General features: G+C 34.0%; 24 protein-coding genes. 14 read left to right on the forward strand and 10 right to left on the reverse strand.

What is annotated here, in order from left to right; all coding sequences use genetic code 11:
- The first annotated feature begins 1 nt into the window (after window position 1).
- From ACM39_RS06120 to ACM39_RS06140, 5 genes are all read left to right on the forward strand, one after another.
- Complete coding sequence (locus tag ACM39_RS06120; protein ID WP_048510149.1) at window positions 2-682, forward strand: hypothetical protein; 681 nt, start codon at window positions 2-4, stop codon at window positions 680-682.
- A gap of 2 nt (window positions 683-684) precedes the next feature.
- Window positions 685-984 carry a DUF6804 family protein gene (locus ACM39_RS06125; RefSeq protein ID WP_048510150.1) on the forward strand — a complete coding sequence of 100 codons (300 nt, stop codon included), beginning with the start codon at window positions 685-687 and terminating at the stop codon, window positions 982-984.
- Between the two features lie 67 nt (window positions 985-1,051).
- The gene (locus tag ACM39_RS06130) at window positions 1,052-2,803 is read left to right on the forward strand and encodes an AAA family ATPase (protein WP_048510151.1); all 1,752 of its coding nucleotides are present in this window, start codon (window positions 1,052-1,054) and stop codon (window positions 2,801-2,803) included.
- A complete protein-coding gene (locus ACM39_RS06135; RefSeq protein WP_048510152.1) occupies window positions 2,766-3,164 on the forward strand; it encodes a ribonuclease inhibitor in 399 nt (132 codons plus the stop codon). Before ACM39_RS06130 ends, ACM39_RS06135 begins: the two co-directional genes overlap by 38 nt.
- 14 nt (window positions 3,165-3,178) lie before the next feature.
- Window positions 3,179-3,805, forward strand: a complete 627-nt coding sequence (locus tag ACM39_RS06140) for an SGNH/GDSL hydrolase family protein (RefSeq protein ID WP_082140540.1) — start codon at window positions 3,179-3,181, stop codon at window positions 3,803-3,805.
- Between the two features lie 167 nt (window positions 3,806-3,972).
- Here ACM39_RS06140 and ACM39_RS06145 read toward each other — a convergent pair whose 3' ends face one another.
- Window positions 3,973-4,326 carry a diacylglycerol kinase family protein gene (locus tag ACM39_RS06145; RefSeq protein ID WP_048510153.1) on the reverse strand — a complete coding sequence of 118 codons (354 nt, stop codon included), beginning with the start codon at window positions 4,324-4,326 and terminating at the stop codon, window positions 3,973-3,975.
- A 200-nt stretch (window positions 4,327-4,526) separates the two neighbouring features.
- Between ACM39_RS06145 and dnaN the strand changes: the two genes are divergently transcribed.
- From dnaN to ACM39_RS06160, 3 genes are all read left to right on the forward strand, one after another.
- The gene (dnaN, locus tag ACM39_RS06150) at window positions 4,527-5,657 is read left to right on the forward strand and encodes a DNA polymerase III subunit beta (protein WP_048510154.1); all 1,131 of its coding nucleotides are present in this window, start codon (window positions 4,527-4,529) and stop codon (window positions 5,655-5,657) included.
- Between the two features lie 303 nt (window positions 5,658-5,960).
- On the forward strand, window positions 5,961-8,363 hold the full coding sequence (gene pheT / locus ACM39_RS06155) for a phenylalanine--tRNA ligase subunit beta (RefSeq protein WP_048510155.1): 2,403 nt from the start codon (window positions 5,961-5,963) through the stop codon (window positions 8,361-8,363).
- A 164-nt stretch (window positions 8,364-8,527) separates the two neighbouring features.
- On the forward strand, window positions 8,528-8,938 hold the full coding sequence (locus tag ACM39_RS06160; protein WP_048510156.1) for an META domain-containing protein: 411 nt from the start codon (window positions 8,528-8,530) through the stop codon (window positions 8,936-8,938).
- A gap of 46 nt (window positions 8,939-8,984) precedes the next feature.
- Here the strand turns inward: ACM39_RS06160 and ACM39_RS06165 are convergent, their stop codons facing one another.
- The 7 genes from ACM39_RS06165 to ACM39_RS06195 all read right to left on the reverse strand — a co-directional run bounded on the left by ACM39_RS06165 (window position 8,985) and on the right by ACM39_RS06195 (window position 15,887).
- Window positions 8,985-9,224 (reverse strand): hypothetical protein, encoded by a 240-nt coding sequence (locus tag ACM39_RS06165; protein WP_048510157.1) that lies wholly within the window; start codon window positions 9,222-9,224, stop codon window positions 8,985-8,987.
- 37 nt (window positions 9,225-9,261) lie between these two features.
- Window positions 9,262-10,581, reverse strand: a complete 1,320-nt coding sequence (locus tag ACM39_RS06170) for a hypothetical protein (RefSeq protein WP_131701419.1) — start codon at window positions 10,579-10,581, stop codon at window positions 9,262-9,264.
- A gap of 72 nt (window positions 10,582-10,653) precedes the next feature.
- Window positions 10,654-11,544, reverse strand: a complete 891-nt coding sequence (locus tag ACM39_RS06175) for a 3-hydroxybutyryl-CoA dehydrogenase (protein WP_185097453.1) — start codon at window positions 11,542-11,544, stop codon at window positions 10,654-10,656.
- Between the two features lie 24 nt (window positions 11,545-11,568).
- Window positions 11,569-11,979, reverse strand: a complete 411-nt coding sequence (locus tag ACM39_RS06180; RefSeq protein WP_048510160.1) for a hypothetical protein — start codon at window positions 11,977-11,979, stop codon at window positions 11,569-11,571.
- A gap of 66 nt (window positions 11,980-12,045) precedes the next feature.
- Window positions 12,046-12,924 (reverse strand): CGA/CIA family class A beta-lactamase, encoded by an 879-nt coding sequence (bla-A, locus tag ACM39_RS06185; RefSeq protein ID WP_048510161.1) that lies wholly within the window; start codon window positions 12,922-12,924, stop codon window positions 12,046-12,048.
- 63 nt (window positions 12,925-12,987) lie between these two features.
- Window positions 12,988-14,709, reverse strand: a complete 1,722-nt coding sequence (locus ACM39_RS06190) for a cellulase family glycosylhydrolase (RefSeq protein ID WP_048510162.1) — start codon at window positions 14,707-14,709, stop codon at window positions 12,988-12,990.
- 215 nt (window positions 14,710-14,924) lie between these two features.
- Window positions 14,925-15,887 (reverse strand): Gfo/Idh/MocA family protein, encoded by a 963-nt coding sequence (locus tag ACM39_RS06195; RefSeq protein ID WP_048510163.1) that lies wholly within the window; start codon window positions 15,885-15,887, stop codon window positions 14,925-14,927.
- Window positions 15,888-16,024: 137 nt separating this feature from the next.
- On the opposite strand from ACM39_RS06195, the gene ACM39_RS06200 reads away from it, so the two are divergent.
- From ACM39_RS06200 to ACM39_RS06225, 6 genes are all read left to right on the forward strand, one after another.
- Window positions 16,025-16,678: a protein-L-isoaspartate(D-aspartate) O-methyltransferase gene (locus ACM39_RS06200; RefSeq protein ID WP_048510164.1), complete on the forward strand. Its 654-nt coding sequence runs from the start codon at window positions 16,025-16,027 to the stop codon at window positions 16,676-16,678.
- 601 nt (window positions 16,679-17,279) lie between these two features.
- The gene (locus ACM39_RS06205; RefSeq protein ID WP_048510165.1) at window positions 17,280-17,543 is read left to right on the forward strand and encodes a hypothetical protein; all 264 of its coding nucleotides are present in this window, start codon (window positions 17,280-17,282) and stop codon (window positions 17,541-17,543) included.
- A 91-nt stretch (window positions 17,544-17,634) separates the two neighbouring features.
- A complete protein-coding gene (locus ACM39_RS06210; RefSeq protein ID WP_048510166.1) occupies window positions 17,635-18,615 on the forward strand; it encodes a 2-hydroxyacid dehydrogenase in 981 nt (326 codons plus the stop codon).
- Between the two features lie 85 nt (window positions 18,616-18,700).
- Entirely contained in the window at window positions 18,701-18,994 is a 294-nt protein-coding gene (locus ACM39_RS06215; protein WP_048510167.1) for a hypothetical protein, read from the forward strand.
- Window positions 18,995-19,205: 211 nt separating this feature from the next.
- On the forward strand, window positions 19,206-21,191 hold the full coding sequence (locus tag ACM39_RS06220; protein ID WP_048510353.1) for a urocanate hydratase: 1,986 nt from the start codon (window positions 19,206-19,208) through the stop codon (window positions 21,189-21,191).
- Window positions 21,192-21,194: 3 nt separating this feature from the next.
- On the forward strand, window positions 21,195-21,968 hold the full coding sequence (locus ACM39_RS06225; RefSeq protein WP_048510168.1) for an NAD(P)-binding domain-containing protein: 774 nt from the start codon (window positions 21,195-21,197) through the stop codon (window positions 21,966-21,968).
- 113 nt (window positions 21,969-22,081) lie between these two features.
- Here the strand turns inward: ACM39_RS06225 and ACM39_RS19600 are convergent, their stop codons facing one another.
- Both ACM39_RS19600 and tpx read right to left on the reverse strand, forming a co-directional pair.
- Window positions 22,082-22,258, reverse strand: coding sequence for a bacteriocin-like protein (locus tag ACM39_RS19600; protein ID WP_410470240.1), 177 nt, complete (start codon window positions 22,256-22,258; stop codon window positions 22,082-22,084).
- A 73-nt stretch (window positions 22,259-22,331) separates the two neighbouring features.
- A complete protein-coding gene (tpx, locus tag ACM39_RS06230; protein WP_048510169.1) occupies window positions 22,332-22,904 on the reverse strand; it encodes a thiol peroxidase in 573 nt (190 codons plus the stop codon).
- Window positions 22,905-23,120 lie beyond the last annotated feature (216 nt).

Here is a 23,120-nt window from a genome sequence, read left to right on the forward strand (position 1 = left end):
TATGAAAACTAAATTACTATCACTTTCTTTTTTAGCCTTGTTATTTTTGACTTCTTGTGAATCAGAACAGACAAGAAAAGAACGAGAAGCTCGTGAAGAAAAAGAACGTATTGAATTAGAGCAAAGGCAAAAAGAAGAAGAAAAAGCAGAAGCTATTCGTTTGGAACAAGTTCGTATAGAGAAAGAAAAACAAGCAGAAGCCGAGCGGATAGAAAGAGAAGCTCAATTAGAGAAAGAAAGAAAAGAACAGGAAATCTATGACAGGTATATTTCCAACACTTTACGCACGGGTTCAACACCTTATTCCAAATATTATGGAGGGAACTCATCTTGTAGCGATTATGGATGTTCGCAAATAAAGGTGCGCACAAGCAATTCAGATGTTTTGGTTACTATCAAGAAAAATGATAAAGTTGTAAGACACGCATTTATACAAGCAGGTGATAGTTATGCTTTTTCATTTCCTAATGGAACTTATCAGGCTTTTTTCTACTATGGAAAAGGCTGGAATCCGGAAAAAGAAATGAAAGGCGGTGAAATAAAAGGCGGCTTTATTTCCGAAGAACATTTCGGAAAAGACGACCCTCAAAATCTTTTTAATAATGAATTAGTTTATGAATTGATTTTGCAACAAAATGGAAATTTCAGTACTCGCCCAAGCAATCCAGAGGAAGCTTTATAATTATGGATAAAATAATTAAAATAGGCTTAGCCATTTTGTTTTTTATCTGCTTGTTGGATATGCCGTATGGTTATTTTCAATTGGTAAGGTTTCTGGCATTGATTGGCTTTGGGTTTTTGGCTTATCAAGCAAATCAACAAGGTAAACAAACCGAAATGATTATTTACGGAGCTTTAGCATTATTGTTCCAGCCGTTTTTCAAGATTGCTTTAGGTCGTGAGTTATGGAATGTAGTGGATGTTATTGTGGGAATCGGACTTTTAATTTCTATTTTTACTAAACCAAAGAAGACATTATCGTAATTTCAAATTTTCTAAAACTTGTAAAATCCAACAGGTTTTGTAAAATTCAAAAATCATCGTTCATAAAATGAGCATATTATCCAAAAATCAAGTCATTGACAACAAATATTCAGTAAGTTTCTTCTTGAAAAAAGGAAGTTATGCCGAGACCTATCGTGTACAAAACGATACGAAAGAAACCAGGTTTCTGAAACTATTTGATTACAGTAAACTGCACCGTACACAGTTCACCGAAAACGGAGATGTTTTGGAAATTGAAATTTTAAAACAAATCAAACACTCAAATTTGGTAAAGTACAATGATAGTGGAAACATTATTATTGACAGTCAAAAATTTGCTTATGTAGTATTGGATTTTATCAGCGGAGAAACCTTGGCTGATAAAATGAAACGTGAAAATAAGCTTAGCACATATGAATCGAAAGACATTATTTTAAGTGTTCTAAACGGTTTAAACTATCTGCACAACAAACAAATCATTCACAACGACATTACCAATCAAAATGTAATGTTGGATTTATCGGGAAAGGTTGTCATTTCTAAAATCATAGATTTTGGCTACGCTCGTTTTTTGCAACAATCCAATAAAGACTTCTTGAAAGATGGTTTAAATCTATTTTACACAGCCAATGAAACCTTTAATAAAGTCTTTTCTTTCCAAAGCGACATTTATTCAGTTGGTGCTTTGTATTATTATTTATTGACAGGTTTGCCACCTCATTTTGTAGAAATATCCAAATACAAATCCGACAGAATACAATTAGAAGAAACGATTTTAGAAGAGCGGAAAAAGCCGCTAAAATTTTTGGATAAAGTAGATGAGCAAACGAAAACGATTATCCGAAAAGCGTTGCAACCTAAAGCTGAAAACCGTTTCAAATCTGTCAAAGAATTTATACAAGCATTGAACGGAGAATTAGAGATTGAACTTTCAATTCCAGAAGAAAAAACGGTTAAAGTTCAACCCCAAGAAAAGAAAAAAGGCAAAGGATTCTCAGCCATTGCAGGAATGCAGGAACTGAAAGACACCATAAAATTAGATGTTATTGATGCTTTAAATGATAAAGAACGGTATGCAGAATACGGCTTGACGATTCCAAACGGAATGCTATTGTATGGTCCGCCTGGTTGCGGTAAAACTTTCTTTGCGGAGAAAATGGCAGAAGAAATAGGCTTTAATTTTTATCAGATAAAGCCTTCCGACATTCAAAGTAAATTTGTGAATGCTTCACAGGAAAATATCAAGAATTTATTCGATGAAGCAAGGCAAAATGCACCAAGCATTATTTTTATTGATGAATTAGACGCCTTGGTTCCAAGTCGGGACACATCAAACATCAGTCATATGAATACAAGTGCAGTCAATGAGTTTTTAGCACAGATGAATAACTGCGGAGAAGACGGAATTTTTATTATCGGAGCAACCAACAGACCCAATGCTATTGACCCGGCAATTTTGCGCTCTGGAAGATTGGATAAACATATTTATTTACCACCACCTGATTTTGAAGCAAGGAAATTGATGTTTGAATTGTATTTAAAAAAGCGTCCGACAGAAATCGGTTTGAATTACGAAGAATTAGCTAAATCAACAGAAAATTATGTGTCCAGCGACATCAAATTTTTGTGTGATGAAGCATCAAGAAAAGCGTTGAACGCTAATACACGAATTACAAAAAACATTGTTTTAGAAACAATTCGAAGTAATAAATCGTCAATTTCAATACAGGAATTAAGTAATTATTCAGTCATTAAAACAAAAATGGGAAATCTAAATAGCAATGATAACGACAGACCAAGAATTGGATTTAAGAAATAAGAAAATGACTGTCATCAATGGCAGTCATTTTTCGAGTCTGGAGGGGTTCTACGAAGAAATCTCTAATGTCTTGATGAAAGATGCGGATTGGAAAGTCGGGACCTTGGACGGTTTTGATGATATTCTGTATGGAGTTGAAACGGATATCACTTGGAAAAACTCTCAGAAATCGAAAGAAGATTTGGGCTTTGAAGCAACTAAAGAATTTTACGAAAATAAAATCAGTCAGGGAAAACCTTTTAATGTAAAATTAATTCAACAAAAACTGGATGAATTGATTGACGGAAGCGGGCAAACCTTATTTGAAATTTTAGTTGAAATTATAGAATCACACCAGAATATTACATTAATTTTGGACTGATTTAAAACAAGACAATGAATAAGATGATTTATGGATTGTTCTTCGGAGACAGCATAACCTACGGAGAATATGATGGCGTTTTTGGAGGCTGGGTTGATATTTTGAAAAGATATGCTCTGCAGAAATACAATGAAGGAAGTAATGAATTAATTCTTTTCAATCTTGGAATAGGCGGCGAAACAACAGAAGGTCTGGTCAAAAGAATTCCACACGAAATGAAAGCCCGAAATTCTGCTGACGGAAATATCATTTTCCTTGGTTATGGCGCAAATGATTTGGCTGTAAAAGATGGAAGTCAAATGGTAGACCCGACACAGTTTAAAACCAATATTGAAGCTGCAATTCAAGCTGCAGAGCTTTATTCAGACGATATTTATTTGGTAAGCATTCTTCCAATTTCTGAGAAAATAGACGGAAAAATTTCAGCAACTGGAAAGATAAGAACGGATGAAGATGTTTTGGTTTATAATCAAATTTTAAAAGATATTTCTGTTGAAAACTCATTAAGTTACATTGATTTTCATTCTGTATTTTTAGACGATAAGGAAATACTGCTTTCCGCGGACGGTGTTCATCCCAATGAAAAAGGCTATGGAATGATGGCTGAAACTGCAATTCCAATCATTGAAAAATATCTATAACGAATCTATTTTGATACTATAATTTACAAAAAGTATTTAAAATAGCCAAAAACATGGCCTGTTCTGAAAATCAACAGGCTTTTATTTTTAATGGAAAGTTATTTACTATTATTCCATTAGTAGGTTCCGAATGTAAAGATTCAGCCGCAACACGGGATTAATTCTGTTTAAAAAATATATTTCCAATATACTAAAGTTCCCACAACAACAGAAACGATTACCATCAAGATAACGGCTCCTGCAGAAATATCTTTAATGAAGCCAATTCGTTTGTCATATTCAGGATGAATAATATCGCAGATTTTTTCAATGGCTGTGTTAAAAATTTCAGCACTCAAAACGCCAAAAGAAACAATAAAAACTAGCATGATATCGATGCTTGAAAGTTTTAAATACAAAATCAGAGCAAGGTTAATAAAGAAAGCCAAAAGTTCTAACTGGAAGTTTCGCTCACTTTTTATCATCAGAAAAATGCCATGGAAAGCATTAAAAAAACTTTTATGAATAGCTGGTTTTCGCATGATAAAAATATTATTGACAAATATACTTAATTGGTGAAAAATAATTATTAAATTTATCCTTTTCAGGAGAATCTCCTGAATTGGGAAAGTGGGAGAGAAAATACTCGAAAATTCTTTTGATGGTTGTTAATAACTCTCAGGAATATTTTTTTCCATCTATTTTCTATTTATTATATTTGTAAAAATTTATTTTTAAATCTATGAAATTTATTATTTCAAGTGGAGAACTGCAGAAAGCTTTGCAAACTGTAAGTGGCGTAATATCAAGCTCTCAATCGAGACCGATTTTAGAAAATTATCTTTTTGAATTAGACGGAAATAATGTTACCATTACAGCATCTGATGGCGAGACGACTCTTGTTACTTCTCTTGATGTGAAGTCTGATGATTCGGGAAAATTTGCTGTTCCTGCTAAGATTTTTCAGGATTTCATTAAGACTTATGGTGAGCAGCCCCTGACATTGGCTGTGAAAGATAATGCAGAAGGAACGGGAAGTCAGCTTGAAATTTTAGATGAAAAAGACAACTTTGCGGTAGCATTAGACAACGCTGATGATTATCCTGAATTGCCTGAATTTGACGCGTCCCAAAGTGTCACGATGCCGGCCGGGGTTTTATCAGAAGCACTTACAAACACCCTTTTTGCGACAAGTAATGACTCTCTGCGTCCCGTAATGACAGGAGTTTTGTTCCAGTTTGGAGAAAATGAAACAAACTTTGTTTCTACAGATTCTCACAGATTGGTAGTGTATAAAAGGACAGATTTGATGAATGCCGAACCAATGGAATTCATCATGCCTAAAAAACCATTGAATATTTTCAAAAATATTTTAGCAAGCTCAAATGAAGACGTTACTATAGACTTCAATGAGAATATGGCTAAATTTACTTTTGGTAAGCATATCTGGATTTGTAGATTGATCGATGGGAAATATCCTAATTATACAGCGGTAATCCCAAAAGAAAATCCGAACGTACTGACAATTAACAGAAATCTTTTATTGGGAGCCATCAAGAGAGCCTCTATTATGTCAAACAAGTCTACCAATCAGGTAAGATTTAAATTATCTGCAAATATTCTTCACCTGCATGCAGAAGATACAGAATATGCAAACAAGGCAGATATGCAGATTCCTTGTGATTACAACGGAGAAGATATCAACATAGGATTTAGCTCTAAATTTTTAACAGAAATGTTGACAATTCTTGGTTCTGATGATATTACAATGAAAATGTCTCAGCCAAACAGACCGGGAATTATTGAACCTCTGGATGGTCTTGAGGAAAACGAGAATATATTAATGTTATCAATGCCGGTAATCGGGTTGTAATATTTACAATAAATAAAAATATAAGAGGTTTTGATTTTTCAGAGCCTCTTTTTTTATTTAATGCTGGATTATAATTTTTCGCAGATATTTTTTACATATTTATCTGTACAAAAGTATAGTCAGTTTTATGTGAATAATCTTAAAAATAAGATCCCTTCAATTTGCAAAATCTGCGGTAGAAAATTAACATCTTAAAGTCTCCCATAAATTTCTGTATTTCTCAAAAAAACACGACATTTGTACGCTTAAAACTGTACAACTAAAATGGTACAAAAATTCAAATAAATTTTCAAAAATTATCAGATGAAAATATCAAACAATTGGCTTAAAGACTACATCAAAACGGAATTAAAAACTGAAAGAATCGGTGAATTCCTTACAGATATTGGTCTTGAAGTTGAAGGGATAGAAAAATTTGAAAGCATAAAAGGCAGCCTGGAAGGAATTGTTGTCGGTAAGGTTTTAACTTGCGAAAAACATCCGAATGCAGACAAATTAAAGAAAACAACAGTAGATATAGGGAACGGAAAAGTGCTGAACATCGTTTGTGGGGCTCCAAATGTAGAGGCCGGGCAAATTGTTCCTGTAGCAGTTGTTGGAACTAAAATCTATGATAAAACCGGAAACTTTTTTGAAATTAAAGAAGCTAAAATCAGAAGTGAGGTTTCTCAGGGAATGATTTGTGCGGAAGATGAATTAGGTCTTAGCGATGATCACGGTGGAATCATGGTTTTGGATGAAGAAAAATATGAAGTTGGGAAAAATTTCGCTGATTATTTTGAATTGACAAACGATGAAGTTTTCGAAATTGGGCTAACACCAAACAGAACCGACGCGATGTCCCATTATGGCGTTGCAAGGGATTTGTATGCTTTTCTTTCAACGAACCAGCAAAAATCTACATTTGAGAAAGTTTCTTCTGTGGTTCTGAACAACGAAGGGGCACATGATTTTACTTTAGAAGTTGAAAATACGGACCTTTGTCCGAGATATATCGGAGCGGTAATTGAAGATGTGAAAGTTACAGACTCTCCGGCTTGGTTAAAAGACAGATTAAAAGCTATCGGTCTAAGTCCTATTAACAATGTTGTAGATATTACAAACTATATTCTTCACGGTTTAGGACAGCCGCTTCACGCTTTTGATGCCGATAAAATTGCAGGTAAAAAAGTAAAGGTAGGAACGGTAAAAGAAGGAACAAAATTCACAACTTTGGATGGTGTTGAAAGAACTTTAAACGGTTCTGAAATCATCATTAAGGACGGAAAAGATAATCCAATGTGTATTGCAGGGGTTTTTGGTGGCGCAGACTCAGGAGTTTCTACTGAAACTAAAACTGTCTTCTTAGAAAGTGCTTATTTTAACCCGGTTGCAGTAAGAAAAGGTGCGAAATACCATGGGTTAAATACTGATGCATCTTTTAGATTCGAAAGAGGGGTTGATCCTAATATCACAAGAACTGCAATTACTCACGCTATCAACTTGATTCAGGAATTAACTGAAGGAAAGCTAGTGGGAGAATTATTGGAAGAATATCCTAAAAAAATTGAGGATAATTATGTAATTATCAGATTCTCTAAAATTGAGCAGATTTTAGGAACAAAAATTCACAGGGAAAAAGTAAAAGAAATTTTAAAAGCATTGGAGATTCAGGTTTTAAATGAAATTCAAAATGGTCTGGAAATCTCTGTTCCTGCTTACAGAGCTGATGTAACAAGGGAAATTGACGTTATTGAAGAGATTTTAAGAATCTATGGATATAATAAAATTGATGCTCCACAGAAAATTTCCTTCACGCCTGTGAAGTTGAGTGCAAATGATCAGGATGAATTGGAAAATAATTGGGCAAGAACCTTACAAAGTCTAGGTTTCAATGAAGTAATGAATAATTCATTAACTTCCGTGAAAGATGAAACCGATGCTGTGAAGTTGTTAAATCCTTTAAGTAACGATTTGGCATTCATGCGAAAATCTTTATTAGAAGGCCTTTTACAAAATGCAATTTACAATATCAATAGAAAGAATCAGGATATTAAATTCTTTGAACTCGGGAAAATTTATCACAGAAGAGATAAATACGAAGAAAGAAAACAAATAGCTATCTTGGTCTCAGGGAGGGAGGTTGCTGAGAACTGGCTGCAGCCAAAATCTGCTACAAGTTTCTATAACTTAAAAGCTTATGTGAAAGTTTTATTGGAAAGATTAGCAGTTGATTATAAGGAAGTTGCTTTGTCTGACGAAAGATTCTCTGATGCTTTAGCTTATGAAGCTGACGGAAAAACTTTAGTAAGAATAGGGAAAGTTGCTCCTCAACTATTGAAAGATTTTGACATCGACCAAGATTGTTTTTACGCTGAGATCGAATTGGAGCTTGCTCAGGAATTACGTTCTAAAAATGAGCTGAAATTCAACGATATTCCCAAATTCAACAAAATCAGAAGAGATTTAGCTTTACTGATTGATAAAAATGTGAATTATCAGGATTTATACCAAACTGCTAAAAAGAATAAATCCCCTTTCATTAAAAATATCAATTTATTTGATGTTTATGAAGGAAAAAATCTTCCGGAAGGGAAGAAATCTTATGCAATGAGTTTCGAGCTTTTAAATGAAGAAAAAACGTTAGAAGAGAAAGAAATTGCAGCAGTAATGGATTCATTAATTAAATCTTTTCAAAAAGAATTTAATGCCGAATTAAGGTCTTAAGGAAATTAATAAATATTATTTAAACGGGCTAAAAAGTCCGTTTTTTTATGCTTAAAACTTGAAAAAATTATATAAAATTCGGTTGTTAAAGAATAATAAAATCTTTCGAAACCCGTTTAAATAATAATATTTACGTAAATTTGATTAAATCAAAAAAGAAAAAAATGAAAAATCTTTTTTTAAGTATATGTACAGCGGTTGTTTTGGTGTCATGCGGAACAATGTCTAGCCCATCTGCTTCAAAAGTAGGTAAATCCCAGCCTTCATTGGCAAGTACAAAATGGGCTTTAGCGGATAATGTAAAAGGAAAAGTTCCAACGTTGAATATCGAAGGAGAAAAAATAAGCGGAAATGCAGGATGCAACAATTATTTTGGAACTGCAAAAGTAGATGCTTCAACAGGTGATTTCTCTGCCGGGCAATTGGGATCTACAAGAATGGCTTGCGATAACATGAGTGTAGAGCAGAACTTTATGGATATGATAGGAAAGGCCAATAAATATGTAGTTTCAGGAAACACTTTAGAATTGTATAAAGATAATTTGTTATTATTGAAATTCAACAAAGCTGAATAAAATAAAAGGAACTCAATTGAGTTCCTTTTTTATGTTTGAATTGTTATTATTCTTCCTCTTCCTCGTCATACTTAGCTAACTCCTCATCACACCATTTAAATGCAGTTTCCACTACTTTTGTAGCTTCGTCTGCCATAGTTTCTTCATCGTCCCCTTCCAAATCATCTAACCACTCAACTTCCTCTTCCTCAACATTTAAGATGAATCTTGGATATTCAGTATGTACAACGAATAAATCCTCAGGAAATTCCGAATTATCTGCTAATAAAAACTTTGGTAATTTCATTTTTCTAATGTTTTAACTTTAATCAAAGATAATAAAATTATTGATATTTGTTCTTGTCGATTTTAATTTTTTGTAAAACTTTGTAGCGTGTAAGCGTTGTTTTCTGCAAACTGTCTTTTGGTTTAAAAGTTATTCGAATTTGCGGATTTATTGTACTTATCAATTCCACAATCTGTATTTTTTCGAGATCTTCTTCACTTTCAAGATAAAATTTTAAAGGTACTTTATCCAGATTTTCAGATTGTAAAAAATTCATCATTTCTTTTCTGTTTTCCAAATAATTCCCCTTTGATAGCCATGTAAAAACTAATCCTGTCATTAAACTTAAAAAGCCGATGACATATATTTTTATACCAAAAATTTCGAATAATTTTCTGAAGTAAATCAACCATATCGGAAAGCTGAAAGGTGCCATTAATCGGTAATCAATGGCATTTACAGAGTAAAAATACTGAATGAAATAAGAGCAAACGATTCCGGAGACCCCGATAACAATAAAAAACGATTCTACATCTGAAAGCTTTTTCTTTACAAACAGGAAAATAATCAAAAGAATATTTAAAAACCCGATTCCATAGATTCCGTAATTAATAATTCCGCCGCCAGGATTTGCAATATGTATAAACGGGTTAAAAGTAGTACACAAACCTTGAAATAATTCGACCAATAATTCGGGAGTGGTATGTAATCCTATATTCAGAAATTGTTCTACATAACTTTCATTAAAATAGTCAATAAATAGAAATTTATACAGAATGATGAAAATGAAACCTAAAATTCCTGAAATGATAAAACTTGGAGCGAATTTTCTTTTCCAATAGAGCAGTCCGAACAGTCCCGTTCCTACAACCATAAACATTGCGCTGTACCGGATATTATAAATAGCAATCAAAGACAAGGTAAGATAAAAGATACCTTGCCATTTTACAATTTTCTCAGTAATTACAAGCGTTGCAGAGTATAATAAAAGCAATACAAAAGGTAAGGTAAGGGCTTCGCTCATCGTGTAAGAAAAGATGGAAAGAAACCCGAACAATGCAACTAAAACGATTGATTCTTTAAAGTAAAAATTTTTCTTCCATGTAAAGAAGATGATGAAAAGAAAAGATATAATACCAACAAGTTTACTGCTCCAAAACTCATCAAAACCGAAAAAAGTAAAAAATTCTATGGCTGCAGGATATCCTAAAGGTGTCGTCGTATTATCAATTTCAGGTAAGCCGTGAGCAAATCTCATGTATCGGATAGAGTCAGGATTTGTTCTGCCTTTTTCATTGAGCAAAAAACGTAAAATGGTCATCACTAAAGTAATGATGACCATGGATATCTGAATGTATTTTTCTCTGAATTTTACCAAGATTGCAGTTATTAGATTATAGATTACGGGGTTATGCCTCAAATTTATAACTTCTACCGCACAACTTAACAATTATTTTGAAAACATTTTTGCAACTTTTTCAGCTTTTTTGCTTTCTGAGTAATCATAAAAACCTTCACCGGATTTCACACCTAATTTTCCTGCCATTACCATGTTTACCAATAGTGGGTTTGGTGCATATTTAGGATTTTTGAAGCCGTCATACATTACGTTTAAGATAGCTAAACAAACATCAAGACCGATAAAATCGGCTAATTGAAGTGGCCCCATTGGATGGGCCATACCCAATTTCATTACCGTGTCAATTTCTTCAACACCCGCAACGCCGTTGTAAAGCGTTTCAATAGATTCGTTGATCATCGGCATCAAAATTCTGTTTGCTACAAAGCCCGGATAATCATTTACCTCTACAGGAACTTTTCCTAAAGTTTTGCTCATTTCGTAGATAGCATCAAAAGTTTCTTTAGAAGTAGAGTATCCTTTAATAATTTCTACCAGTTTCATGATTGGAACCGGATTCATAAAGTGCATCCCGATTACTTTATCGGCTCTTTTTGTAGCCGCAGCGATTTTTGTGATAGAAATAGATGACGTATTAGTAGCCAAAATACAGTTTTCTGGAGCAAACTCGTCCATCTGACCGAAAATTTTTAATTTCAAATCCTGGTTTTCAGTAGCAGCCTCCACGATTAAATCAGCACTTCCCACAGCGTCCTGTAATGCCGTGAAAGTTGTAATATTTCCTAAAGTTTCAGCTTTTTGTTCTTCTGTAAGGTTTCCCTTTGCAATTATTCTGTCAAGGTTGGTAGTGATGGTTTTCAATCCTCTGTCTAAAGCATCTTGAGAAACATCTGCCAAGTTTACTTTAAAACCACTCTGTGCAAAAGTATGTGCTATACCATTTCCCATGGTTCCTGCTCCGATAACTACAATGTTTTTGATCATTTTTCCTTATTTAGTTAAAATTTATTTTTTATAGATAGTTAAATTTCTTGAGTTTGCTAAATCTGCTTTTGATATCATCGTAACTTCTTCAAAATTCACGATTCCGTCACTGTTTTGTTTTCTTTTTGAGTTCTGATCAAGTACTGCAGTCTGAAGTCCTTTGATAAATTTAGGCTGTTGAGTTTTAGAAAGATTATCAATACAGATGTATAGGTTAAATTCTCCTTCTCTTCCCATGCCTGACTGTTTCAGAACCTCAATTGATTTTATTTTATTTTTTTTCTGAAATTGGTTGATATAATTCATCACAGGATCCGTAGACGGAGTTCCGCAGCAAATGCTTCCGTAGCCAATTTGCAGGTAACTTTGCCCTTTTTGAGCAAAAGAAAGAGCAAAACAAAATATTGAGAAGGTCAGTAATATCTTTTTCATAATTAAGTATCTATTTGATAAGGGTTTTTAAGCTTTTTAAATTGCTTTAAAATTAAGCTTAAAAATTTACTTATTAAAATAATCCCAAACAGACTTTGAGATATCTGAAATCATCTTACAGTTTATGGCATCAGTTTCTGTGGAATTACTTACAAATACGGCAATTGCGTAATGTTGCCCGTTAGGTAAAGTTACGATTGCAATTTCATTTTCTGCACCGGTCAAGCCTTCTTTATTTTTTCCTGAAGCTCCCGTTTTTCTTGCAACAGGAGTGTTTTTTGGAAGCTGCTCTACCAATTTATTCAAACCTGTTTTCGTTCCAAGCATTATCTTCAGAAGATAATCTGTAGATTTCTTTGAAAGCAGTTTTCCTGCATAGAATTTTTTCAATACCTGTACTGCAGAATTAGTTGTGCTGTAATTTTCATATTGTACATTCCAATCCTTGTGCATAGCCTCTTCGTTGAATTTTATCTGGAAACCGGTTACCCCTTTAGAATCCATAAATTTTTGAACCGTTTGTGTTCCTCCTATTAATTTCAAAAGAATATCACAACCATTATTGTCACTCATGGCAACAGTATTTTCAATAACTTCACTTAACGGAATTTCAACGCCACCGTTTGGATATTTGTCCCGGAGCGGCGACCACGTGTTTTCTAATAAATTTGTTTTATTCAACAAAATTTTCTGGTCTAAAGAAAGTCTTCCCTTATCTACAAAATCTAAAACTGCAGCCGCAATATGAAATTTAAAAACACTTTGCATCGGAAGTTTTTTCTCTCCGTTTTTATTGTATTTAAAATTATTTTCAAAATCTAAAACTGAGACTCCGACAGTTGCTTTTTTATCTTTAATAATATTACTGATTTTCTTTTCCAGCGCTGCAGTCTGCGCAAAAGTAAATACAGAAATCAGAATAAGAAGAAACGATAATTTTTTCATAATTTAAGTTTAAAAATTAATCCCTTTTAGAAGCTAAAAGGGATTTGCAATTTAAGATATTTCTTATTTTACTTCAAAATAATTCAGGTTGACACCATCATTTTCGAAAATGAGCCTGATTTTATTTTCTCCTTTTTTAAGGTTAATTCCTTTTGCTGAAACGGTTTTCCAAGTTTCATTCCCGCCTGTTGAATTGAGGGAAAAAGTGGCTAATTGTTTACCGGAAGCATCCTCAACTCTTATTTTTCCATTGTTGGTACTTGCATATTTTATGTCAAAATTATAACTTTTACCGGCTTTTGCATTGATGGTGTACTGAAGCCATTCGCCGGCTTCAGTTTTTCCGACATAATATTGATTGTCTTTTGATTTATAAATATCTACACCATCATTTCTCAATTGGTTTCCGGAATTCCATTCTGATCTTTTGGCAGGATCACTTACCCAAAGATTGATGAAATCTTTATCTTCATAGGCAGCGCCCATTCTTCCCAAATCATAGTCTGTAGCAAAAATTTTTCCCGGAACCTGATTATTTTTGAAAGGCTTTGTAGTGCCATCTGTTGTTTGTCTGAACATTGCATCAATCACATCATTTTTAATTTCGGTATTGCTGAATTTATAGTTATCAGCAATTTTCATTAAAGCTTTTGTTGCGAATTCTTTTGATGGTTTTTCGCCTCCGTTTTTCCAATAATCGAGTAATTTTTGATATTCAGGAGTAATTTTTACGTTGGTAATTCCGGCAATATTGTCAATTTTTTTCATTGGCCAGAAAGCATACCCTATATTATGTTGATCTAAAAGTTGTATCAATTCTGTAAACCAAACATTGGAGTTTTCTCCTGTTTCTCCAAGCCAGATAGGGATATTATGTTTTTCTCTTAAATCTAAGATGGGTTTTAATGTAGCGTCATCATTGTTATTCCAATATTTATGGAAGCTGAAAACCATATTATTATCCCAAAGCGGAGTCAAACCGTTGTAATTGTTTCCCCAACCGTTACCCTCAATAATGATAATGTGTTTTTTATCGACCTGACGAATGGCTTCTGTGATCTCCTTTTGAAGCTTCCAAAGGGGAGCGTTTGACATTTCATCCGTTCCGTTCGGATTTTTCCCTGTAAAATTAATGTTGGGCTCATTAATCAAATCATAACCGCCAATCCAAGGTTCATCTTTATATCTTTCCGCTAGTTTTTTCCAAAGAGCAATGGTTTTTTTCTGATTCTCCTCACTTTCCCAGAGAGATGGTTTTGTTTTATCGTTATCAGAAATATTTACATCATTTCCCTGCCCGCCCGGTGCGGCATGAAGGTCCAGAATTAGATATATTTTGTTGTCGGCACACCATTTTAATAGAGCATCGGTCATTTTGAAGCCTTCTTCGAGCCATGTGTTTTGGCCTTTCACGGATTCTTTTTCAATAGGTAAAGTATAAAGATTATAATGCATCGGAAGCCGTATAGAATTGAATCCGGCTTTTGCTAGAAAGTCAATATCCTGTTTTGTAATTCCATTTTTAAGATAAGCTTTGTAGAAGTTTTCCATTCCGTCTTTACCTATCAATTCTGCAATTTTTTCCTTGATTTTGTATTGCGGGCCGGCAAAATCAGCAGTTTTCAGCATATATCCTTCCTGCAGCATCCATCCTCCTAAACCGAGACCTCTCAGCTGAACATTTTCACCTTTATCATTGACAATTTTCTGACCATTTGTTTTTAAAAGCTGTGATGTCCCAAATTGAGACAATAATAAAGCGGATAGTAGGATAGCTCTTTTCATAGTAGTTTTAATTTATTTAAATATTAGGGATTTTTTTAGAAATATTATTTAGAGTATGACAAATATATTTAAAAAATGTTGAATAAAATGATATTGATTTAAATTTAATCATTAAAAATCACAAGTATTTTGAGAAGTTCAAGTTAAAACCGTCCAGAAATGAGTCACAAAAAAACGGACTAAAAGCCCGTTTATATTTAAATATTTTTTAGTAATTAAGAAATAAGCTTCATAATTTGCAATGCTATTTTCAAAGCTTCGGTTCCATCTTCAATAGAAACTTCAACATTTTTGTTTTCTGTGATAGAATCTGCGAAAGAATTTAATTCATCCAGAATTGCATTGTTAGGCTGAATATTCGGATATTCAAACAAAATCTGATTCTTTTCCCCTTCTGCATTTTCAATGATCATATCGAAAGGAGTAGGGTTTTCAGGTGCATCTTTCATTCGGATAACTTCTGCTTTTTTCTCTAAAAAATCAACTGAAATATAAGCATCTTTCTGGAAAAAACGGCTCTTTCTCATTGCCTTCATGGAAATTCTGGAAGTGGTAAGGTTTGCAACACATCCATTTTCAAATTCAATTCTTGCATTGGCAATATCCGGAGTTTTACTTACTACACAAACACCGCTTGCATGGATATTTTTCACTTTAGATTTGGCAATGCTTAATAAAATATCCAAATCGTGAATCATTAAATCCAAAACAACTGAGACATCTGTTCCACGGGGATTAAATTCCGCCAACCTGTGGATCTCAATAAACATCGGATTTTTAATGTATTCTTTGGTCGCAATGAATGCGGGATTGTATCTTTCAACATGCCCTACCTGAGCTTTAATGCCTTTTTCCTGACATTTCTGAAGGATTTCTTCGGCTTGTTCAAGAGTTTGGGTTACAGGTTTTTCAATGAAAAAATGCAGGCCTTTTTCAATGGCTTTCAAAGCATAATCGTAATGGTAAAGCGTTGGCGTTACAATATCCAACATATCGATTTGCTCAAGCAATTCATCAAAATTTTCAAAATATTTATATCCGAATTCGGCTTCCAGTTTTTTTCCGTTTTCTACATCTTTATCATGGAAACCTACAAAATCATATTTATCTGATTGATTCAGAAGTTTTAAATGTATTTTTCCCAAATGTCCGGCTCCTACCAAACCTGCTTTTAACATAGCTGTATTAAATTTTTGTAAATATAATGATTTTAGGTATTAGGAAACAGATGATAGGTTTTAGGTTGATAAATAGTATTTGTTTTGTTATTTTTGTGCGCATACCATCCGCAATCTAATAACTAACTATCATCTAAATGACGCAAGATTCGTTTGTACATAAAGGAAAAAGAAAAAATTTGGTTGAGTATCTTCGATACAGAATCGGGATTTCAGATGAAAATGTACTTTCGGCAATGAATGATGTTCCGAGACATCTTTTTATAGAAAGTATTTTTGAAGATTTTGCTTATGAAGATCGTGCTTTCCCGATTTTGGCACATCAGACTATTTCGCACCCTTCAACGGTGGCGGAGCAGTCTGAGCTTTTACAGGTGAAAGCAGGAGATAAAGTTTTGGAAATCGGAACCGGATGCGGATATCAGACGGCAGTTTTACTGGCCATGAAAGCACTGGTTTATACGGTCGAAAGGCAGAAAGATTTGTTTGATTTTTCAAAGAAAAAATTCCGTGAAATGCATTTGTACCCAAAATTTCAGAGTTTTGGTGATGGTTTTGCGGGACTTCCGACATTTGCTCCTTTTGACAGGATTATTGTTACTTGTGGAGCTTCCGTTTTACCGACAGAATTGTTGAAACAGTTAAAAGTTGGCGGAAAAATGGTCATTCCGTTAGGCCCGCCAGATGAGCAGGTTTTATATAGATTTACAAAAATTTCTCAGACAGAATTTGAAAAGGAAGAATTTGGAGCTTATAAATTTGTTCCGATGTTAGGAGATACAAATCAGTAGGTATTATAATTTAGAATTAATTATTTATAAATTTTGCAGTTTATTCATGTGTGTTTTGAATAGCACAGAGCTATCCACAACTTATTTTTGAGTTATAGACTTTACAAAGATCCTTAATTTTAAAAGATAATTAAATCTAAAATATGACCTCCGATATTTAAAAATACAACAGTTTACAAATAGAAGATGATCAGGAGATTTGTTTAAAATTATCTGAAATCATTGACAAAAATCTGCCCAATGCTGAATCAAAAATCTGGAACGCCCATCCCGTTTGGTTTTTGGATGGCAACCCGATGGTAGGATATAGTAAACAAAAGAAGGGATTCGGTTAATGCTTTGGAGTGGAAAATCTTTTAACGAAGAACTTCTAGATGTTCATGGTGAAAATTTCAGGACGCGTCCGTATTTTATAATAATGTTTCGGAAATTAGAGAGAATGCTATAAAAAGATGTCTGGAAAAATCTGAAAATATTCAAGGGGATTATAAAAATATTGTGAAAGAAAAGGAGAATTGATTCAAATAAAAAAAATATTTTTTTATGGTTCGGAATGATAATTGGATTCTGAATAAAGCCTAATCACTTAAATCTTATTATTATGGACACGAATAGATTTAAATCATCACATGATTTTAGCAATATTCAGAAAAATCTGCATAATAACCCGGGTTATAGTGCAGAAAGTTATTCTCAGCAAGCTAAAGATTATATTAATGAAATGAAAAGTCAGAATCAGGAAGCTACAAAGCACGGATTTATGACTCATGTTCAAAAATCAGCAAAGGAAGTTTGGGAAGAGATTCAGGAGATGGCTTCTGAAGCTTGGGAAAAGAACAAAGATCATTCAAATGATAATCAATAATTTTTAAATATTAAAGTTAAAATAGCCTTGCTTTTCATAGGAGTGAGGCTTTTTATTTGTAAAATTTTAATCAATTTAATTACAAAATAAAATGAAAGTATTCATCAATAAAAGAATTCCTGAAATTGGAATTAAAATGCTGGAAGAAAACGGATTGGAGATATTTATCCCTGAAAATGACAACTTATCGCAAGATGAATGGCTAAGCTATTGTAAAGAAACGGATGCCATTTTGAGTGTAGGGGGTGAGTTTAAATACGATAAGGACTTTTTTAATGAATGCCCGAATGTAAAAGCTGTTGCTCTGTATTCTGTTGGTTTTGATCATGTCGATATCAAAGAAGCCAATCAAAGACATATCCCGGTTGGAAATACACCGGATGTTTTAAGCAAAGCTACTTCTGATGTCGCATTTTTATTGATGCAGTCGGTTGCAAGAAGAGCAAGTTATAATTTTGAAAAAGTAAAATCGGGAAATTGGGATGCTTTTGATCCTTTACAGGCTTTGGGACAGGAATTGTATGGAAAAACACTGGGAATTTTCGGATTAGGGAGAATAGGCTTTGAAATGGCTAAAAAATCACAAAAAGCTTTTGATATGAATGTCATTTATCACAATCGTCATAGAAACGAAGAAGCTGAAAACGAACTGAATGCAAAATATGTTTCTTTTGATGAACTGATTGAGCAATCTGATGTTTTAAGCGTGCATGCAAATTATAAACCTGAACAGAAAGAACTGTTTAATGCTTCTGTTTTTGAAAAAATGAAACCGGATGCAATTTTTGTAAATACGGCAAGAGGAGGTTTTCATCATCAGAAAGATTTATATGAAGCCCTTACCTCGAAACAGATTTGGGGGGCCGGCCTGGATGTTACGAATCCTGAACCCATATTTAAAGATGATCCTATTTTAGAACTTTCCAATGTTTGTGTACTTCCGCATATCGGTTCTGCAACGGTTGAGGCGAGAAACGGGATGGCAAAACTGGCAGCAGAAAATATTATTGCTTTTTCAAAAGGTGAGAAAATGCCGCATTGTGCAAATCCTGATGTTTATAATAATGAATAAGGATTAAAAATTTGTTTAAAATTTTCATTCTTGTAAAGCTTGGAACTATTTTTGTCATGTAAAGTTTACACTAAATACTAATATTATGGAATCAGAAAATAACACTCCGGAACAAAACAGAAAGTTAGAACAAATGGAGTACAAATCAAACGAAGATATTTTTAATCAGGAAAAGCATATCCCTTTGGATGGGGATGGAAATCCCGTCCTCAATGAAGATTTTGATGAAGATAAAATAGACAAAGGCCTGGATATTCCGGGAGCTGAAGATGATGATGAGATGGAAGAAATAGGTTCCGAAGACGAAGAAAACAATTACTGGAGCCTGAGTGATAATGATGATGATCATGAAGAAGAAAATGATGATGTTTTAACATAGTTTCTAAAGAATAGAGATAAATTAACCTTGCTGAATTTTCAGTGAGGTTTTTATTTTTTGAAAATTGATAGTTCTAAAGATTCCCGTTCTTCCGGAGGAGAATTATACATTATTGTAATTTTCTACGATTTGTTGCATTGTATTTTCCAATTTGAATATCTTTAAAAAATCAAAAATTTTGAATTTTAAACATTTGAACTTAAAACAAAATATGACATTCCAGGAACAGATACAACAAGGTATACCAAGCCAATTGCCATTACCCAAACCATACGAAATCAATATCAATCATGCTCCGAAGCGTAAAGAAATTTTAGGCGAAGAAGAAAAAAAATTAGCTTTAAAGAATGCTTTGCGTTATTTCGAGCCTCAGTTTCATGCAGAATTAATGCCTGAATTTAAAGAGGAATTAGAAAAATACGGAAGAATTTATATGTATCGTTTTCGTCCGGATTATGAGATGAAAGCAAGACCCATTTCTGACTATCCGGGGAAATCTGAACAAGCAAAAGCAATTATGCTGATGATTCAGAATAATCTGGATTATGCAGTTGCCCAGCATCCTCACGAGCTGATTACGTACGGTGGAAACGGTGCCGTCTTTTCAAATTGGGCGCAGTATCTTTTGACGATGAAATATTTGTCAGAAATGACAGAAGAACAGACTTTGGTAATGTATTCGGGGCATCCGATGGGATTGTTTCCTTCTCATAAAGATGCACCGAGAGTTGTCGTGACGAACGGAATGGTTATTCCTAATTATTCCAAGCCTGATGATTGGGAAAAATTCAATGCATTGGGCGTTTCCCAATACGGTCAAATGACGGCGGGGAGTTATATGTACATTGGCCCGCAGGGAATTGTTCACGGAACTACGATTACGGTTTTGAATGCTTTCAGAAAAATAAATAAAGAACCAAAAGGCGGGCTATTTGTGACTTCAGGATTGGGAGGAATGAGCGGAGCCCAGCCAAAAGCAGGAAATATTGCAGGCTGTGTTACAGTTTGTGCGGAAGTAAATCCAAAGATTACAAAAATTCGCCACGAACAAAAATGGGTGAATGAAATTCATGAGAATCTTGATGAATTAGTAGAAAGAGTCAGAAAAGCTCAGGAGAGCAAGGAGACTGTTTCATTGGCATATCTTGGAAATATTGTTGAGGTTTGGGAAAAATTTGATGAGGAAGATTTAAGAATTGATATTGGTTCAGATCAGACTTCACTTCATAATCCTTGGGCAGGAGGATATTATCCTGTAGGACAAAGTTTTGAGGAATCTAATAAAATGATGGCGGAAGATCCTGAATTATTCAAAGAAAAAGTTCAGGAGACATTAAGAAGACATGCTGTTGCCATCAATAAACATACAGAAAAAGGAACGTATTTCTTCGATTACGGAAATGCTTTCTTGTTAGAGGCCTCAAGAGCGGGAGCGGATGTAATGGCAGAAAATCCAACTTTAGGAAGAGAATTTAAATATCCGAGTTATGTTCAGGATATTATGGGGCCGATGTGTTTTGATTATGGTTTTGGGCCTTTCCGTTGGGTTTGTACCAGCGGAAAACCTGAAGATCTACAAAAAACGGATGAAATTGCCTGTCAGATTTTAGAGGAAATTCAGCAGAATTCTCCTGAAGAAATCCAGCAGCAAATGAAAGATAATATCCAGTGGATAAAAGGGGCGCAGGAAAATAAACTGGTTGTAGGTTCACAAGCGAGAATTCTATACGCTGATGCAGAAGGAAGAATGAAAATTGCAGAAGCATTCAACAAATCAATTAAAAATGGAGAAATCGGACCTGTCGTTTTGGGTAGAGACCACCATGATGTTTCGGGAACGGATTCGCCTTACAGGGAGACTTCCAATATTTATGACGGTTCAAGATTTACGGCAGATATGGCGATTCACAATGTGATTGGTGATAGTTTCCGTGGCGCGACTTGGGTCTCTATTCATAATGGAGGTGGAGTTGGCTGGGGAGAAGTTATCAACGGTGGTTTCGGAATGCTGCTTGACGGAAGTGATGCTGCTGACAGAAGATTAAAATCAATGCTTTTCTGGGATGTAAACAACGGGATTTCGAGAAGGAGCTGGGCAAGAAATGAAGGTGCAATTTTCGCAATTAAAAGAGCAATGGAAGCCGAACCCAATCTGAAAGTGACACTTCCGAGTTTTGTGGATGAGAGTTTGTTTTAATTTATGAAAAAAATAGGAATCATCGGCTGTGGCTGGTTAGGAAATCATATTGCAGAAAGACTATCGGGTCAATATGAAATTTTCACGACAACGACATCCGAATCAAAAATAGAAGAATTAACTTCAAAAAGATATCATCCGACGTTGGTTGATTTTCCAAGCGAATATTTATCTGAAACAATGAAAGAATGGGAAGTAGCATCACAGTTAGACGCTGTGATTATTACCGTTCCGTTTTCGGGAGTGAAAGGTGCTGAAATTCCGTTGCAGGAAAAGGCTAAGAACTTGTTGGCATTTGTTGGAAATTATAAAGGGCAGATGTTTTTCATGAGTTCTACGGGTGTTTATCCTGACATTGAAAAAGATTTTACGGAAGACGAACAGTCTGCAGATGATGTTCTGAGTGAGGCTGTTATAAAAGCTCAGTTTCCGCAGGTTAATATTTTAAGATTAGCAGGATTGATGGGAGATCAACGGCTTTTGAAGAATTATCATATTTCAAATTTGGATCTATTGGTAAATCATATTCATTACGCTGATATTTGTTCAGTAGTTGAAAAAATGCTGAAAAATCAATCTCAATCCAAAGTATATAATGTGGTTGCGCCTATTCATCCCAATAAAGAAGAGGTAATCAATGCTCAGAAAGATTTACCGTATTCCGGTGAACGAACGACAATTGGCAGAACGATATCACCTTCAAAATTAATTTCAGAATTAAACTTTGAATTTGAATATCCGGATCCGCGATATTTTCATATTGAGATTCTTTCTTAACAATAAAAAAACCTGCTGTGAGGCAGGTTTTTTAGTTTTTATTCTATTCAATAATTTTTAACCGAAAAGAAGAATATAAACAATAAAAAATCTCTAAAAGAGGATTTAATATTTTATGGTAGAACGACTTTAGGTACGCATCCGCAAACACAATCATCCTGACCAGTTGTTTCATCACATATACCGAATGAATCGCATTTGTATATGTAACCAATTTGACATTGCGGAACTGAACTTCCTCCTTGTACTTGCTTTAATTGCTCTCTTGAAATTTTTTTCAAATTTTTCATAGTAATTTGTTTAATTTGTTTGAATTTCAAATATAACAATATTCCCTATATGAAGAATTATTTTTTTCAAATTTTAATTTTTCACAGCCTTTATCGCTGCCTCATAATTCGGTTCGTGAGAGATATCATCTACCTGTTCTTCGTAAATAATTTTTCCTGAAGGATCGATCACAACAACCGCTCTGCTCAAAAGCCCTTTCATAGCAGAATCTGTAATTTCCACACCGTATATTTTCCCGAAATCAGAACGGAAATCTGAAAGCATCACTACATTTTTTATTCCTTCTGCACCGCAAAATCTCTTCTGGGCAAAAGGTAAATCCTTAGAAATGCAAAGAACCACCGTATTCGGAAGATTGGCTGCATCTTCATTGAAATGACGTACAGAAGCCGAACAAACACCTGTATCTACGCTTGGGAAAATGTTTAAAATCAAATATTTTCCTTTGTAAGATTCAAGGCTTTGGTCTTTCATCGTAACATCTGTAAGTGTAAATTTTGGCGCCGGTTTGTTTACCGAGGGTAATTTTGCGTAAGTATGTACCGGTTTTCCCCCCGCTAAAACGGTGTTAGCTGTTTTAGAATTTTGCGCAAAAATTAATGCTGAGAAAAACAACAATGTGCTGAAAAATAATTTTGAATACATGAATTTTATTTTTAATAAGTTTAATTTTTAACCCTATAAAGCTTTTACAGGCTTCCTTCCTTAGAACATTTAAATTTTAAATAGTTAAATGAGTTTTTAAAATTTTAATAAAAGCTTCATGGTTAAAACGGTAACAAAATTATTCTTTTTTCAATCGTTTAAGATTAAATTTAATTCAAACAAGCATTAAATAGAGCGAATCTATCAATCGGTTAT

This window comes from Chryseobacterium sp. FH2, from assembly GCF_001045455.1.
Classification (GTDB): Bacteria; Bacteroidota; Bacteroidia; order Flavobacteriales; family Weeksellaceae; genus Chryseobacterium.